Here is a 16574-nt window from a genome sequence, read left to right as displayed (position 1 = left end):
AATTATATTACGGAAACTGAGAGCAAACAGATATAGGATACAGCTGCTTTTGTCTGATGGATCAGAATATAGGATAGGATACCGGCATTTGGCTGATAAGAGCAGAAGAAAACTGCCCTGCAGGAAAACGTCTTCTACGACGTTTCCGGCAGGGCAGTTTTTGTGCTGTGCAGTAGGAATATATCAGTACATCTTTCGGAAATCCAGAGGAGTTGTGCCTGTGACTTTACGGAACATGGCGATAAAGTGGCTGGCATCGGAAAATCCGGAAGCGCCGGCAACATCCTGGATCTTCATATCCGGTCTGGAAAGCAGAAGCTCACGTGCGCGGCTGATGCGGTACATGGTAACGTACTCGTAAACCGAGCAGCCCATAAAACGGCGGAACAGACGGGAAAGATACTGCGGAGAGACAAAAACGCTCCGGCTCAGCTGCGCTGCAGTGATATCCTGCTGATAACCGGTTTCGATTTCTTTTATTACCGGGATCACATATCTCTGGTAGAGAGGATTATCCTGTATCTTCGGAGAAGCTGCACAGTCTGTAAAATTCATAAGAAAATTATAGCAGTCGGAAGAAAGAGATTTCATATCCGGTGTGGGCTGATGATATTTACGCAAGGTAGAAGAAATCATTTTCCGGATACTGGCCCCCTGTTCCTTTTCGATAAGGATCACTTCCTGGTTGCCTGTCATGGAAGGAATGCTGCCTGCCAGTGTTCCTGTGAAGGTGGCAAACATCGTGGTCCAGGAAGTAGACTCCCTGTGATAGGAATGAGGGACACCGGGGGCGATGAGGATGCCCTCGTTGGCTCCGAGAGTATAAAATTTTCCACAGACTTCAATGCGTCCGGTACCCTTTTCAGTCTGGAGGTAATGATAATACGGATATCCGTCCGGACGGAAGATATTAACCTGATTCCAGTGGTTCCCAAGAGATTCAAACATGAAGGGAGCACTGACCGGAGTGTTTCTGAAATAGATCGACATGATATTCACCTGTTTCTAAATGTTATATATTTTGGCGAAACATATTATATCATAATCCGGTGGATTATACTATAATGATCATAGCACAAAAAACGAAGGATCCGGCAGAAAAAACAGAATCTGCCGGGCAGGAGGAAAAAATGAAAAAATTTGATCATTCTCTGTTAAAAGATCCCCGGTATTTCAGCGACGGAAGAATGGATGCCCACTCAGATCATACATATTATCGCTGTGAGGAAGAGAGAGAAGATGGGAAAACTTCTTTCCGTCACAGTCTGAATGGTCTCTGGAAGTTCCATTATGCACGGAACTATGCATCTGCTATCCCGGGCTTTGAGGAAGAAGCATATTCCTGTAAGGACTGGGAGGACATTTATGTGCCGGCACATATCCAGATGGAAGGATATGATGCACCGCAGTATGCCAATGTCCAGTATCCGTGGGAAGGCCATGAAGAACTTCATCCGGGACAGATCCCGGAACGTTTTAACCCGGTGGCAAGCTATGTGAGATATTTCCATGTGCCGGAGAGCATGAAAGGAAAAAGAGTATTTGTTTCATTCCAGGGAGCAGAGAGCGGCCTGGCTCTGTGGCTCAATGGAAAATTTGTGGGATACAGTGAAGATTCTTTTACTCCGTCAGAATTCGAGCTTACGGAATATCTGAAGGACGGCGAGAACAAGCTGGCGGCACAGGTGTTTAAATGGACAGCCAGCAGCTGGTGCGAGGATCAGGATTTTTACCGTTTTTCCGGAATTTACAGAGATGTTTATCTGTTTACGGTACCGGATGTCCATGTATATGATCTCAGGATCCGTGCCATTCCGGATGAAACTCTCAAAAAAGCCGAGCTTGAGATCGTGACCAGTACCTGGGGAAAAGGAAAAATGAAGCTTACACTTTCCGGAAAGGGAGAGATCCTTTTGCAGGAGGAAAGATCTCTGAACGGAGAGGATACCTGTACCTGGGAGATTCAGGATCCCCTTCTCTGGAGTGCAGAAGAGCCGAATCTCTATGATCTGGAGCTGGAGATCAGTGATGAAAGCGGAAAGCTCCAGGAGATCATCCCGGAGAAAGTCGGTTTCCGCCGTTTTGAAATGAAGGATGGTATCATGACCCTTAACGGAAAACGTATCGTATTCAAGGGTGTGAACCGCCATGAGTTCAGCTCTGTCACAGGAAGACATGTGTCCCGGGAGGAACTGCTCAAAGACATCGTGATCATGAAACAGAACAACATCAATGCGATCCGTACCTGTCATTATCCGGATGCATCTCCGATCTACCGTCTCTGTGATGAATATGGTATTTACATGATCGCAGAAAACAATCTGGAGTCTCACGGAACCTGGGATATAGCAGAATTTACCGGAGATCACACGGATATCGTTCCGCACAACAAACCGGAATGGCTGGGCATGATGCTGGACCGTGTAAATTCCATGTATCAGCGTGACAAGAACCACCCGGCGATCCTGATCTGGTCCTGTGGAAATGAATCCTTTGGTGGAAAAGATATCTTTGAGATGTCTGAGTTCTACCACAAGAATGATCCTACAAGACTGGTACATTATGAGGGGGTTTTCCATGACCGCAGCTACAATGCCACCAGTGACATGGAAAGCCAGATGTATCCTTCCGTAGAAGCGATCCGGGAGTTCCTTGCAAAGGATGACAGCAAGCCGTTTATTTGCTGTGAGTATACCCATGCAATGGGAAATTCCTGCGGCGCAATGCATAAATATACAGACCTTACAGATACAGAACCGAAATATCAGGGTGGCTTTATCTGGGATTACATTGATCAGTCTATTTACAAAAAAGACCGTTACGGTAAAGAATTCCAGGCATACGGCGGAGACTTCGGTGAACGTCCTACAGATTATAATTTCAGTGGAAACGGTATCGCATACGGCGGAGACAGAGATGCTTCACCAAAGATGCAGGAGGTAAAATTCAACTACCAGAATATCACTGCGCAGGTAAGTGAGGATTCTGTTAAGATCATCAACAAAAATCTTTTTGTAAATACGGACACATTCCGATGTGAAGTGACTCTTGCAAAGAACGGTCATGTCCTCCGCACAGAGGCACTGGATACAGCGGTGGAGCCTTTAAGCCAACAGACCTACAGACTTCCATTTGGAAAACAGCAGCGCCCGGGCGAATATACGGTAACCGTAGCCTTCCTTCTCAGAGAAAAAACACTTTGGGCAGAGGCAGGATATGAGGTTGCTTTCGGCCAGTATGTTTATCAGGTGGAAGGATCACCGGAAGCTCCTGCGTGTGGCGTGGAGCTTGTGAGAAGCCTTCATAACATCGGTGTCCGCGGAGAAAATTTCGAAGTGCTGTTTTCCGTTCTCAATGGTGGTCTGGTTTCGTATAAATATGCAGGAAGAGAAATGATCGAAGCGATTCCGAAGCCCAACTTCTGGAGAGCACCTACAGATAATGATTGCGGAAGTCTGATGCAGATGCGCTATGCACAGTGGAAGATCGCCAGCATGTACGCAAGTCATAAGGATTACCGAAAAGGCATGTATGGTCCGGCCAATGCTCCGGAGACAACGGTTCACGAAAACAGCGTGGAGGTTGCTTTTACCTACATACTGCCAACTACGCCTGCCAGTGAATGCCGCCTTGCCTATGAGGTAACCGGAGATGGAAGAGTAAAGACAACGCTGACCTATGATCCTGTAAAAGAGCTGGGCGATATGCCGGAGTTCGGAGTACTCTTTAAATTCAATGCGGATTATGATCATGTTCAGTGGTACGGCCTGGGACCGGCAGAGACTTATGCAGACCGGAAGTATGGCGCAAAGCTCGGCATTTATGAGAATCTCGTGACAGACAATATGGCACGCTATCTTGTGCCGCAGGAATGCGGAAACAAAGAGGAAGTACGCTGGGCAAAGATCACAGACAGAAAGGGTAGAGGAATGCTCTTTGAGATGGATAAAGAAAACGGCCCGATGATGTTCTCGGCACTTCCATATACTCCTCATGAAATGGAAAATGCCATGCATCCCTATGAGCTTCCGGCAATCCATTATACCGTTGTCCGTGCCGCAAAGGCGCAGATGGGTGTTGGAGGAGATGACAGCTGGGGTGCCCGTACCCATCCGGAATACCTTCTGGATACCAATGGAAAGATGAAATTTTCCTTTGCGTTCAAAGGCCTTTAAAATGTCATAAAATAACAGAACATAAAGTCAGAAAAAAGCTTCCGGCGACTGTCCGGAAGCTTTTTCATTTCATAATAATGCACAGAAAATAAACAGGTTGAAAAAAAAACTGTGGATATTTCATGAAATGAAAAAAAACTTGGATATGCACTTGTTTTTTCATGGTAAATAGTTTAGAATGATTACATAAGTGGTAGAAAGTGGTGAATAGTGGTAGCGAATGGGGATGAGTGGCAGAACACACCATTTGCACCCTGGAAGCACGAAGGGGAGAATCGTGTTTCACGAGAGTAGGTGGGTTTCATGTTCATGGGCGAGTATAATCATACGATCGACGCGAAGGGGCGTCTGATCATCCCTTCCAGGTTCAGGGAACTCTTAGGGGAAGAGTTCGTACTGACAAGAGGGTTGGATGGTTGCCTTTCTATTTATCCGATGGATGAATGGGTTGCTTTTGAAGAGAAACTCCGAGCATTACCACTTACAAATAAAGACGCAAGAACCTTTTCACGTTTCTTTGTAGCCGGAGCTACAACATGTCAGCTGGATAAGCAGGGAAGAATCCTGGTGCCGCAGACGCTGCGCCAGTTCGCTGGTCTGGATAAGGATGTGGTGCTTACGGGTAATCTGAACCGGATCGAGGTTTGGAGCAAAGAGAAGTGGAGCGAGAACTGCAATTATGATGATATGGACAGCATTGCGGAAAGCATGCAGAACATAGGAATCGTCATTTGAGCATAACGCAGGTAGAAATCCCACAGGAGACGGATATGGAATTTAAGCATAAATCTGTATTACTCAATGAGACCATTGACGGCTTAAGGGTAAAGCCGGATGGAATCTATGTGGATGGCACTTTAGGAGGAGCGGGACACGCCACAGAGGTGTGTAAGAAACTTTCTGCCAAGGGGAGATTTATTGGCATAGATCAAGACCAGGATGCGATAATTGCTGCGAGTGAACGGCTGTCAGTCTTTAATCAGGTGACAATCATTCGCAGCAATTATTGTTACATGGCAGATGAGCTGAGATCCCGTGGCATTGAGAAGGTGGACGGGATCCTGCTGGATTTGGGAGTGTCATCTTATCAGCTGGATAATGAAGAGAGAGGTTTTTCCTATCGGTACGATTCTCCTCTGGACATGCGAATGGACAGAAGACAGAGCCGTACAGCCGGTGATATAGTCAACGGTTATGAGGAACGGGAGCTGTATCGGATTATCCGCGATTACGGCGAAGATAAATTTGCAAAAAATATAGCGAAACACATTGTGGCTGCCAGAGAGCAGGCACCGATCCGGACAACCGGAGAACTGACAGAGATCATACGGGGTGCGATCCCCATGAAAATACAAGCTACAGGAGGACATCCGGCCAAGAGGACTTTTCAGGCAATACGTATTGAGCTCAACCGGGAGCTTGACGTGCTCCGGGATTCCCTGGACGGCATGATCGATCTCCTGGATGACGGAGGAAGGATCTGTATCATTACATTCCATTCTCTGGAAGACAGGATCGTTAAGACCATTTTCCGAAAAAATGAAAATCCCTGTACCTGCCCGCCGGATTTTCCGGTCTGCGTATGCGGAAAGAGATCCAAGGGTAAGGTGATCACAAGGAAACCGATCTTACCGGGAAAAGAGGAAATGGAAGAGAATCCGAGGTCCAAAAGTGCGAAGCTTCGTATTTTTGAACGGAAAATGTAGTTGAGAGATGGAAGGTAGGCAAATGGCGAAGACAGGAAGAGGGACTACAGCCAGAAGAAATCGAAATACCGTCAGGAACAGCAGAGAAATGTATGTTCAGGGAAATGCGGTAAAACGGCTGCAGGAAGTTCCTCAGAGGACTGATCTGCCCGAGATACAGGAAAGGCGACGGCTGGCTCAGAAAAGAAAACAGAAATCCGCAGTACCTGTGACACCGGCAAAACAGGTGGTAAGCAGACAGGCACAGCGGAACCGGGAAAAGGCAATGGCCATGAACAAGGGGTTCGTTCTGTTTCTTACGGCAGTTTCCATCGCGGTACTTTTTACCTGTATCAATTATCTTCAGGTAAAATCCGAAATCACGGCGAGTATGAAAAATGTTGCAAATCTGGAATCTGAGCTTGCACAGCTGAAAGAAGATAACGATGCATATTACAGTCAGGTCACTTCTGCAGTGGATATCAGCGAGATCAAGAAAAAAGCTATCGGCGAGCTTGGAATGAAATATCCTTCGGAGGATCAGATACAGACCTATACCACGGAAGGAAACAGTTATGTGAGACAGTATCAGGATGTGGACACACACAAGTAACAGAAGTACAGTTTTTAAGCAGGTGATCGATTGAGTACAAGAAGGCGCAGGCCGGTAAAAAAAATAAATTACAGTATGAAGAAAAAGCTGGCAGTACTATTTTCCTTAGTGTTGCTGGCTTTAGTCGGTTTGGTGGCAAGAATTACTTATATCAATGCCACCAGCGGAAGCAAATATCGAAAGCAGGTGCTGAGTCAGGCTCAGCAGAAATATGAAAATCAGACACTTCCGGCAAAAAGAGGTGATATCTATGACCGGAACGGGAATATCCTGGCAACCAGCAACAAGGTCTATAATGTGGTCCTTGACTGTCTGGAGGTCAATAAGGATCAGGATTCTGTGGAGCCTACCATAAAGGCTCTTGTGGAAGTCCTGGGATTGGATGAAGATGAGATGCGGAAGCTTCTCACCGACAGCAGTACAAAAAAAAGTCAGTATCAGATCGTAAAGAAACAGATTTCCATGGACGACAAAAAAGCCTTCGAAAAATACGAAGATCCGGGAGACGACAGTGAACTGACTGCCACGCAGCTGAAAGAACGTTCCAGGATCACAGGTGTATGGTTTGAAGAAGATTATCTCAGATCTTATCCGTTTAATGAGACTGCCTGTGATACCGTTGGATTTACACTTTCCAGAGATGTGGCGGATGCCGGACTGGAAGGATATTACAATGCGACACTTACTGGCGTGGATGGAAGACAGTACGGATACATCAACAACAATTCCGACGTAGAACAGACGATCATCGAACCGACGGATGGCAAAAGCATTGAGACCTCGCTGGATCTGGGACTTCAGCAGATCGTGGAAAAATACGTAAATACCTTTGAAGAAAAGATGGGAGCCAAAAATGTAGGCGTGATCATCGAGGATCCGAAAACAGGAGAGATCCTGGCAATGGACGGCGGTGACCGTTATGACCTGAATAACCCGAGAGATCTTTCAAATGTGTATTCCCAGAGTGAGATCGCTGCCATGAACGATGAGGAAACCGTGGAAGCGCTGAACGGAATGTGGAGTAATTTCTGCGTGACAGATGCCTACGAGCCGGGATCGGTTGTAAAGCCTATCGTTATGGGCTCCGCACTTGAAATGGGAGCGATTTCCGAGAGCGATAATTTTGTCTGTGACGGCGGACAGTCTTTTGGAGCGGAAGGTGCGACTACTTTTATCAAATGTGCGGTATGGCCGGATGCTCACGGGACAGAAGCTCTTTCCGATGTCATTGCCAATTCCTGCAACGATGGTATGATGCAGATCGCAGCAAAGATGGGAAAAGATAATTTTCTTAAGACACAGAGCGTTTTCAATTTCGGAACAAGAACCGGTATCGATCTTCCCAATGAGGGAAGCGGTGTGATCCATACCAGCGATACCATGGGAGAAACGGAGCTTGCATGTTCTGCTTTTGGACAGGGCTATACACTGACCATGATACAGGAGATCAATGCAATGTGTTCTGTGATCAATGGAGGATACTACTATCAGCCTCATCTGGTGACGAAGATCAAGGACAGCAGCGGCGGAATCGTAAAAACGATCTCTCCGACACTGATGAAGCAGACGATTTCCGAGAAGATATCTGCAGATATCCGCTCCTACATGGCTGCCAGCGTAGACCATGGTACCAGCCGTACCTCCAAGGTGCAGGGCTACAGCTCCGGTGGTAAAACCGGTACTGCCGAGAAGCTTCCGCGAGGCAATGGCAAGTATCTGGTATCCTTTATCGGATTTGCACCGGTAGATGATCCGGCGCTTGTGATCTATGTAGTTGTGGATGAGCCGAAGGTAGATGATCAGGCAAGCAGTACGTACGCACAGTACATTGCACAGGGAATCCTTTCCGAAGCACTTCCATATCTGAATGTACAGCCGGATGAGGCAGAGGATGGAGAAGTTCCGACTACAGAGCTGTGGGAACTTTTTAAGGGAATCAGCGATTCTGCAACAGGAACCGGCGCGGACGGGCAGAAGGAGGCAATTTCCGATGAGAATGTACCAAGTCCGCCGGAAGATGAGTCGGAGGACAGTGATACCGAAGATAATAACGATATGCAGAGCGAAGGTCTTACCAACGAGGAGGCCGGTCTGGAATAGATAAAAAGAATACCCTCTCAGGGGAACGTCATATATTACAGTGACGACCTCTGAGAGGGATTTTTTTATGATCCGGACCATGGTTTATCACAGGAAAAAAATATGGATGGTTTTTCTGATCTGCATAATGCTTCTTCTGGGACTTGTGGGAAGACTCTGGTATCTTATGAACGTCCGGGCAGAATATTATTCAAAAAAGGCGGAGGATCTTCATGAGAGGGAACGTGACATAAAAGCAGCCAGGGGAAAGATTCTGGACATCAGGGGAAATATTCTGGCAGATAACCGGACAGTCTGCACAGTATCGGTGATACACAGCCAGATCAAAGATCCTGAAAAAGTGATCCGTGTACTGTCCGGAGCATTGTCTGTAAAAGAAGAGGAAATCCGAAAAAAGGTTGAAAAAATTTCTTCTATTGAAAGAATACAGACAAACGTGGAAAAAAGCATTGGAGACAGGATCCGGGAATATGACCTTGAGGGAGTGAAGGTAGATGAGGATTATCGGAGATATTATCCTTATGGATCTCTCGCTTCAAAAGTACTGGGATTTACCGGAGGTGATAATCAGGGGATCATTGGTCTTGAAGCGAAATACGATGAGATCCTGAAAGGAGAGCCCGGAAAGATCCTCACAGTTACGGATGCACGTGGTGTGGAGATCGACGGAACCGGAGAACGGAGGAAGGAACCGGTGTCAGGAAATACTCTGCGTACCAGTCTGGATGTTAATATCCAGGAATATGTGCAGCAGGCAGCCGGTAAAGTCATGGAAGAAAAACAGGCGGAGAGAGTTTCCATACTGCTTATGAACCCTCAGAACGGAGAAATCTATGCCTGTGTCAATGTGCCTGAATTTGATCTGAACGATCCGTTTACTCTGAATACAGAAGAAACAGCAGCAGAGGGAGAAAAGAAGCAGGATCTTCTGAACCGGATGTGGAGAAACCCCTGCCTGAATGATACCTATGAACCTGGCTCGACTTTTAAGATCATCACCATGGCAGCAGGGCTGGAGGAAGGAGTGGTGTCAACAGAGGATCGTTTTTTCTGTCCGGGCTATAAGGTGGTGGAGGACCGGCGGATCCACTGTGCAAAGAGAACAGGACATGGTGCGCAGAGTTTTGTAGAAGGTGCCCAGAACTCCTGCAACCCGGTATTTATTGAGGTGGGGCTGCGGCTTGGAGCAGACCGTTATTACAAATATTTTAAACAGCTCGGACTTTTGAAAAAAACAGGAATAGATCTTCCGGGAGAGGCAGGAACGATCATGCATAACCCCAAAAATATGGGAGAGGTGGAGCTTGCCACGGTATCCTTTGGCCAGTCGTTTCAGATCACACCGATCCAGCTTGCAACAACCGTCAGTGGGATCATCAATGGCGGAAACCGGATCACACCTCATTTTGGGATCAGCGTGGAAAGTGCGGACGGAACAAAGGTGCGGACACTGGAATATCCGGTGGAAAGCGGGATCGTGTCCGGTGAGACTTCCCGGACAGTACGTACGATCCTGGAAACTGTAGTTTCAGAAGGCTCCGGAAAAAATGCCGGGATCCAGGGGTTTTCCATTGGGGGAAAAACAGCTACCTCTCAGACACTGCCCAGAGGCTCCGGCAGATATATTTCTTCATTCCTGGGGTTTGCCCCGGCAGAGGATCCGAAGGTCCTGGCTCTTTGTATCATCTATGCACCCCAGGGTATGTATTATGGTGGGATCATTGCCGCACCGGTGGTACGCAGTATTTTGGAAAATGTACTTCCCTATCTTGGGATCAAGAGGACAGTTACGGAAACTTCATCCGGGGAAAACCGGGCAGATGGGGTTGATTAATGAGGATAAAAGCCTTATACTGTTGAAGAAGTATAAAAAAACGAAAGAATTAGAGGTGTGAGGATGGAGTTTCATGTTGTGATCCCTGTGCTGATCTCATTTGCGATCAGCCTTGTATTAGGACCGATTGTTATCCCTTTTTTAAGAAGACTTAAAATGGGACAGACAGAGAGAGAGCTGGGTGTGCAGTCCCACCTGAAAAAGAACGGTACCCCTACTATGGGTGGGGTGATCTTTCTCATTGCAACAACTGTAACATCACTGTTTTATATCAGAGATTATCCGATGATCATCCCGGTACTTTTCCTGACACTGGGATTTGGACTGATCGGATTTCTGGATGATTATCTGAAGGTAGTTCTGAAGCGTTCTGACGGACTTCTGCCATGGCAGAAAATGGCACTGCAGATCGTTGTGACAGCTGTATTTGCTTTTTATCTTGTAAATTATTCCAACGTATCCCTGACTATGAAGATCCCGTTCTGGAGCGGACATTATCTGAACCTGGGATGGTTTGCGGTTCCGGTACTGTTCTTTGCGGTGATCGGTACAGTAAACGGAGTCAATTTTACGGATGGACTTGACGGACTGGCTTCCAGTGTTACCCTGATCGTGGCAGTATTCTTTACGGTGGTTTCCCTTGGAATGAACAGTGGTGTGGAACCGATCACCTGTGCAGTTGTGGGCAGTCTGATGGGATTCCTTCTGTTTAATGTATATCCTGCCAAGGTATTTATGGGAGACACCGGTTCTCTGGCATTGGGTGGCTTTGTGGCTGGTGTGGCTTATGCCATGCAGATGCCGCTGTTTATCATCCTGGTCGGACTGATCTACCTTGTGGAGGTATTGTCTGTTATGCTCCAGGTATCCTATTTCAAGGCAACACACGGAAAAAGAATCTTCAAGATGGCGCCTATCCACCATCATTTTGAGCTTTGTGGGTGGTCCGAGACACGAGTTGTTGCAGTGTTCTCTGTTGTAACTGCTATTATGTGCCTGATCGCTCTCCTGGCATTATAAGGAGGAACAGAAAAATGGATTTAAAAGGAAAAAAAGTTCTCGTTTTCGGAGCCGGAAAAAGCGGCATTGGAGCAGCTGATCTGCTTGGAAGTGCAGGAGCACAGCCGGTGATCTATGACGGAAACGCAGATCTTGATAAAGAGGCAGTTTTACATAAAACAAACGGAAAATACACCCCGGAAATCTGGGCCGGAGATTTTCCGAAGAGAGCGCTGGACAGTCTTGATCTTATAGTGCTAAGTCCGGGAGTTCCCACAGACCTGCCGCTGGTAAAGAGCTTCTATGAAAAGGGCCTTCCGGTATGGAGCGAGGTGGAGCTTGCCTATCGTACAGGCAAGGGAGAGGTTCTTGCGATTACAGGAACCAACGGTAAGACAACAACAACAGCACTCCTCGGAAAGATCATGGGAGATGCCCGTGAATCTGTATTTGTTGTAGGAAATATCGGAACTGCATATACATCCAAATCATTGGAGATGAGGGAGGATTCTGTAACTGTTGCGGAGATCAGCAGCTTTCAGCTGGAGACTATTGACCAGTTCCGCCCGAAGGTAAGTGCGATCCTCAACATCACAGAGGACCATCTGAACCGTCATCATACCATGGAGGAATACATCCGTGTAAAAGAGCTGATCACCAAAAATCAGGGACCGGAAGATGTATGTGTTCTGAATTACGAGGATGAAGTCCTTCGTAAATTCGGTGAAAATGTCGTTCCGAAGGTGGTATATTTCTCAAGTCTTCGCAAACTGGATCAGGGAATCTATCTGGACGGAGACCAGATCATTCTCAAAACAGAAAAAGAAGAGATCCCGATCGTAAAAACCGAAGAGCTTAAGATCCTGGGACGTCATAATCATGAGAATGTAATGGCAGCCGCCGCCATGGCATATTATGCGGGCGTTTCTGTGGAGAGTATCCGCAAGAGTGTCTGTGAGTTTGTGGCAGTTCCACACAGGATCGAGTATGTGACAGAGAAAAACGGTGTTGCATATTACAACGATTCCAAGGGAACCAATCCGGATGCGGCCATCAAGGGGATTCAGGCAATGAACCGTCCGACTCTTCTGATCGGCGGTGGCTATGACAAGGAATCCAGCTATGATGAGTGGATAGAATCCTTCGACGGAAAAGTCCGTTATCTTGTTCTCATCGGTCAGACGAAAGAGAAGATCAAAGCAGCAGCAGAACGTCTTGGATTTACAGATATCATCCTCTGCGAGGATCTGAAGGAAGCTGTCCGGGTCTGTGCGGAAAAAGCCAATCCCGGAGATGCAGTTCTGCTTTCACCGGCATGTGCGAGCTGGGGACAGTTTGATAATTATGAGCAGCGCGGTGACATGTTCAAGGAATACGTAAAAGCACTGTAATAATCCGAAAAATACATACATAAGCTGAAATAAAGACCACTGTGGAGGCCATGCATGAAGGCAGGACAGAAACAGACCGGAAAGACAGATACCGTTCTCTGGGTACTGGTTCTGATTCTGGTGGTATTGGGACTCGGGGCGCTTTTTTCGGCAAGTGAATATAATGGCAGAGTACGTTTCCACGACTCTGCCTATTATTTTAAGAAGCAGCTCTTTGCCACGGCACTGGGGCTGCTTGTTATGTATCTGGCATCACGGGTAGATTACCGGCTGTCTGTAAAGCTGGCGCCGGCTGCCTATATTTTTTCGCTTTTTCTGTCTGCTGCAGTCCTGCTTTTCGGACAGGAGATCAATGGATCGAAGAGGTGGCTGAACCTGGGGCCGCTTTCCTTTCAGCCGTCGGAGTTTTCCAAGGTGGCAGTGATATTGTTTCTGGTGTGGCAGATCAGCAATACAAAAAGCAAAACAACCGGATTCTGGTTTATCTGCAGGACTATGATGACTTTGCTTCCGGTAGCAGGTCTGGTGGGCTCCAATAACTTAAGCACAGCGGTGATCATTCTGGGGATCGGTGTGCTGCTGATCTTTGTGGCCAATCCCAGGTATCTGCAGTTTCTCGCACTTGGAGGTGCGGGGATAGGATTTATTGCGGTTTTTCTTGCCGCGGAGAGTTATCGTCTGGAACGCCTGGCAATCTGGCGGGATCCGGAAAAATATGAAAAAGGATTTCAGACCATACAGGGCCTGTATGCAATCGGAAGCGGAGGGATCTTCGGCAAGGGGTTCGGGAACAGTCTGCAGAAGCTGGGATTTGTCCCGGAAGCCCAGAATGATATGATATTTTCTATTGTGTGTGAGGAAACGGGGATACTGGGAGCCTTTCTGACACTTTTTCTGTTTGGTATTCTGATCTGGAGGCTTTGTATTCTGGCATTAAACTGCCGGGATCTGCAGGGAACGCTGCTGTGCGCCGGGATCATGGCACATATGGCGATCCAGGTAGTCCTGAATGTTGCAGTAGTAACGAATACGATTCCCAACACCGGGATCACTCTGCCCTTTGTAAGCTATGGCGGAACTTCTGTTGTTTTTCTTCTGGGGGAAATGGGGCTGGCCTTAAGTGTCAGCAGTCACAGACATGGAAGGATCACATAGAATAACAAGTAAGAGGCCCTTTTAGGAGTGGAATACTTGAATGAGATCGATGAGATCATCGTGACCGGAGGCAGGCCGCTGCATGGAAGCGTCCGGATCCAGGGGTCAAAAAATGCGGCACTTCCGGTTATGGCAGCAGCACTCTTAAGCACCGGGACCAGTGTACTGCGGGGATGCCCGAGAATCAGTGATGTATATTTGATGGAAAAGATCCTGAAATATCTGGGGGCAGAAACCTGGTGGGAAGGTCAAGATCTTTATCTGGACTGCAGCCATGCGGACGGCACCATGATACCGGAGTGTTATTCCGGAAAAATGCGTTCTTCCGTGATCTTAATGGGAGCAATGCTGGGGCGGAGCAAAAAGGCACAGACAGGATATCCCGGAGGCTGTGTGATCGGGAAGCGGCCGGTGGATCTTCATATCCAGGTTTTGCGCCGCCTTGGTGCAGCTGTGGTGGAAAACGGCGGGATGATCCGGGCATCCTGTGGAAAACTCCGGGGCGCAGAGATGTTTTTTCAAAAAAGAAGTGTAGGCGCTACAGAACAGGGCATTCTGGCAGCGGTCCTTGCAGAAGGGAAAACAGTCCTTAACGGCTGCGCCTGTGAACCGGAAATTTATTGGCTTTGCCATTATCTTACCGGAATGGGGGCAAAGATCCGGATTCGTGAAAATGGCTGTATCTGTATTGAAGGGGTGGAGAAGCTTGAAGCTGGCGATGGCTGCATTCCACCAGACCGTATTGTCGCCGGAACCTATCTCATGGCAGCGGCGGCAACCAGAGGAGAGATCATCCTGGAAAATCCGCCTCTGGAGGAAATGGATGGAATCCTGGACGTATATCGGAAAATGGGTGGACAATGCCGCAGGGTAGGTGGTAAACTAATAGTCAACGGAAAAAATACAGGTTTTCCCCTGGAGCTTCTGGAAACAGAAGTTTATCCGGGATTTCCTACAGACCTGCAGTCTCCTGCGATGGCGGTACTGGCTACGATCCCGGGAGTGAGCAGGATCCGCGAGAAGATTTTTGAAGACAGATATAAAACAGCTTCATGGCTCTGTAAAATGGGAGCACAGATCCAGATCCGGGATGGAGTTGCTGTGATATACGGAGGGCAGCCCCTGAACGGTTGTACTGTGGAAGCAGAGGAACTTCGCGGTGGTGCGGCACTTGTGATCGCAGCACTTGCCGCGCAGGGGATTACCAGGATCCGGGGCTGTTGTTTCATAGAAAGAGGCTATGAACATATCTGTGAGGATCTGACCGCACTGGGCGGTCTGCTGATAAAGGACAGAGGAACTTTATGAAAACATCAAAAAAAAAGCCACTGAAAGCAGTTGGCGGACTTCTTGTCCTGCTGCTGGCAGGAATTATTTTCTTTTTTACGTATTATCAGGTAAATGAAGTGCAGGTGATGGGCAGCAGCCATTATTCTGAAAAACAGATCAGGAAGATGGTGCTTAGGGGGCCGCTGGCATCCAATTCTGTTCTTGCACCGCTTCTTTATACTAAGCAGAACACAAAGGATGTTCCCTTTATAGAAGGCTATACCGTAACAAGGCTGAACCGGCACACCATCTGTGTCAGTGTGAAGGAGAAGGATATCGTTGGCTGTATCCCTTATCTGGACAGTTATATTTATTTTGACAGAAACGGTATTTTTGTGGAAGGATCCACGGAACGTAACGAAAAAATCCCGTTTTTTGACGGGATCAAAGTCAAAAAAGTGATCCAGAACGAGAAACTCCCCATCAAGGATGAAACGGTGATGAACACGGCAGTTGCTCTTTCTACTATTTTTGCAAAAAATGATAAGGTTCCGGATCACATTGAATTTGAAGACGACGGACAGATCAGTCTTGTTTACGGGGATATCACAGTTAAACTTGGAAAGGATGAATATCTGGAAGACAAAATGACCAGAGTTCTGGCTATCCTTCCGATGATTTCCGAAAAAAAAGGAATTCTCCATGCAGAAAATGTAAATGATAATTCCAAGAACATTACCCTGGAGCAGGAACAGGATGAGAGCCAGACTTCCGCAGAAAACTGGACCGGAGGCTATGATGAGGAAGGAAATTACACCGGAGAAGGCGAATACGACGAAAATGGCAACTATGTAGGACCGAAACCGCAGACGGATCTGGAGTATGCGCAGGAAAACTGGGTAGGTGGCTATGATGAAGAGGGAGATTACACAGGCAGTGGTGAGTACGATGCCAACATGACCTATGTAGGCGAAGCCCCTACAGAAGAAACCATGGCAGAAAAAGGAAACTGGAAGGGCGGTTACCGGGAAGACGGAGGCTATGACGGAGTCAGTGAATATGACCGTGATGGCAATTACGTAGGCGCTCTGGAGGATTATCAGGCTTCGGCAGAAAGCGCCGGAGACGGAACAGACTCCGAAGATCCAGATGCTCAGAGTACGGATAACGAAGATACAGAAAATGAAGAAGACTCTTCAGACAGCAGTACGGACAGCACCGAGGAAGAGGCTGATTACAGCAGTGATCAGGAAGAAGGAGCTGAGGATTATGATGAAAATTCGTACAGCGATTACAGTGATGAGTCCGATTATGAGTAAAGATAAAAAAGCTTTCTTAATATATAGTACCGGT

General features: G+C 47.3%; 12 protein-coding genes. 11 read left to right on the top strand and 1 reads right to left on the bottom strand.

Annotation, left to right across the window (positions count from 1 at the left end; translation table 11 throughout):
• Positions 1 to 183: 183 nt before the first annotated feature.
• Positions 184 to 990, bottom strand: coding sequence for an AraC family transcriptional regulator (locus ACTNDQ_RS03610; protein WP_441063742.1), 807 nt, complete (start codon positions 988 to 990; stop codon positions 184 to 186).
• A 140-nt stretch (positions 991 to 1130) separates the two neighbouring features.
• Here ACTNDQ_RS03610 and ACTNDQ_RS03605 point away from each other — a divergent pair, with 140 nt between their 5' ends.
• The 11 genes from ACTNDQ_RS03605 (at position 1131) to ACTNDQ_RS03555 (ending at position 16540) form a co-directional block, all read left to right on the top strand.
• Complete coding sequence (locus ACTNDQ_RS03605) at positions 1131 to 4175, top strand: glycoside hydrolase family 2 TIM barrel-domain containing protein (protein ID WP_441063740.1); 3045 nt, start codon at positions 1131 to 1133, stop codon at positions 4173 to 4175.
• Positions 4176 to 4478: 303 nt separating this feature from the next.
• The gene (gene mraZ / locus ACTNDQ_RS03600) at positions 4479 to 4910 is read left to right on the top strand and encodes a division/cell wall cluster transcriptional repressor MraZ (protein WP_021651636.1); all 432 of its coding nucleotides are present in this window, start codon (positions 4479 to 4481) and stop codon (positions 4908 to 4910) included.
• A 35-nt stretch (positions 4911 to 4945) separates the two neighbouring features.
• Positions 4946 to 5881 (top strand): 16S rRNA (cytosine(1402)-N(4))-methyltransferase RsmH, encoded by a 936-nt coding sequence (gene rsmH / locus ACTNDQ_RS03595; protein ID WP_320810795.1) that lies wholly within the window; start codon positions 4946 to 4948, stop codon positions 5879 to 5881.
• Between the two features lie 22 nt (positions 5882 to 5903).
• On the top strand, positions 5904 to 6473 hold the full coding sequence (locus ACTNDQ_RS03590) for a hypothetical protein (protein ID WP_015526105.1): 570 nt from the start codon (positions 5904 to 5906) through the stop codon (positions 6471 to 6473).
• 30 nt (positions 6474 to 6503) lie between these two features.
• Positions 6504 to 8573: a peptidoglycan D,D-transpeptidase FtsI family protein gene (locus ACTNDQ_RS03585; protein ID WP_227588587.1), complete on the top strand. Its 2070-nt coding sequence runs from the start codon at positions 6504 to 6506 to the stop codon at positions 8571 to 8573.
• A 67-nt stretch (positions 8574 to 8640) separates the two neighbouring features.
• The gene (locus tag ACTNDQ_RS03580; RefSeq protein ID WP_441063737.1) at positions 8641 to 10407 is read left to right on the top strand and encodes a peptidoglycan D,D-transpeptidase FtsI family protein; all 1767 of its coding nucleotides are present in this window, start codon (positions 8641 to 8643) and stop codon (positions 10405 to 10407) included.
• 63 nt (positions 10408 to 10470) lie between these two features.
• Complete coding sequence (gene mraY / locus ACTNDQ_RS03575) at positions 10471 to 11427, top strand: phospho-N-acetylmuramoyl-pentapeptide-transferase (protein WP_015526100.1); 957 nt, start codon at positions 10471 to 10473, stop codon at positions 11425 to 11427.
• Between the two features lie 14 nt (positions 11428 to 11441).
• Positions 11442 to 12797, top strand: a complete 1356-nt coding sequence (gene murD, locus ACTNDQ_RS03570; RefSeq protein ID WP_441063734.1) for a UDP-N-acetylmuramoyl-L-alanine--D-glutamate ligase — start codon at positions 11442 to 11444, stop codon at positions 12795 to 12797.
• Between the two features lie 54 nt (positions 12798 to 12851).
• Positions 12852 to 13952, top strand: a complete 1101-nt coding sequence (locus tag ACTNDQ_RS03565; protein WP_015526098.1) for an FtsW/RodA/SpoVE family cell cycle protein — start codon at positions 12852 to 12854, stop codon at positions 13950 to 13952.
• Between the two features lie 27 nt (positions 13953 to 13979).
• Positions 13980 to 15260: a UDP-N-acetylglucosamine 1-carboxyvinyltransferase gene (gene murA, locus ACTNDQ_RS03560; RefSeq protein ID WP_243113446.1), complete on the top strand. Its 1281-nt coding sequence runs from the start codon at positions 13980 to 13982 to the stop codon at positions 15258 to 15260.
• Positions 15257 to 16540 (top strand): cell division protein FtsQ/DivIB, encoded by a 1284-nt coding sequence (locus ACTNDQ_RS03555; RefSeq protein ID WP_441063732.1) that lies wholly within the window; start codon positions 15257 to 15259, stop codon positions 16538 to 16540. Before murA ends, ACTNDQ_RS03555 begins: the two co-directional genes overlap by 4 nt.
• Positions 16541 to 16574 lie beyond the last annotated feature (34 nt).

The sequence above is a fragment of the Blautia massiliensis (ex Liu et al. 2021) genome, from assembly GCF_052064225.1.
Lineage (GTDB): Bacteria > Bacillota > Clostridia > Lachnospirales > Lachnospiraceae > Blautia_A > Blautia_A fusiformis.
The sequence above is the reverse complement of the archived record's forward strand: the minus strand, read 5'-3'. Positions and strand labels throughout refer to the sequence as shown.

What these genes read in the sequence shown, in the direction of transcription:
- ACTNDQ_RS03605 (WP_441063740.1), top strand. Translation starts at nt 1,131, where the DNA reads ATGAAAAAATTTGATCATTCTCTGTTAAAAGATCCCCGGTATTTCAGC.
- murD (WP_441063734.1), top strand. Translation starts at nt 11,442, where the DNA reads ATGGATTTAAAAGGAAAAAAAGTTCTCGTTTTCGGAGCCGGAAAAAGC.
- ACTNDQ_RS03610 (WP_441063742.1), bottom strand. Translation starts at nt 990, where the DNA reads ATGTCGATCTATTTCAGAAACACTCCGGTCAGTGCTCCCTTCATGTTT.
- ACTNDQ_RS03590 (WP_015526105.1), top strand. Translation starts at nt 5,904, where the DNA reads ATGGCGAAGACAGGAAGAGGGACTACAGCCAGAAGAAATCGAAATACC.
- ACTNDQ_RS03555 (WP_441063732.1), top strand. Translation starts at nt 15,257, where the DNA reads ATGAAAACATCAAAAAAAAAGCCACTGAAAGCAGTTGGCGGACTTCTT.
- mraZ (WP_021651636.1), top strand. Translation starts at nt 4,479, where the DNA reads ATGTTCATGGGCGAGTATAATCATACGATCGACGCGAAGGGGCGTCTG.
- ACTNDQ_RS03580 (WP_441063737.1), top strand. Translation starts at nt 8,641, where the DNA reads ATGATCCGGACCATGGTTTATCACAGGAAAAAAATATGGATGGTTTTT.
- ACTNDQ_RS03565 (WP_015526098.1), top strand. Translation starts at nt 12,852, where the DNA reads ATGAAGGCAGGACAGAAACAGACCGGAAAGACAGATACCGTTCTCTGG.
- mraY (WP_015526100.1), top strand. Translation starts at nt 10,471, where the DNA reads ATGGAGTTTCATGTTGTGATCCCTGTGCTGATCTCATTTGCGATCAGC.
- rsmH (WP_320810795.1), top strand. Translation starts at nt 4,946, where the DNA reads ATGGAATTTAAGCATAAATCTGTATTACTCAATGAGACCATTGACGGC.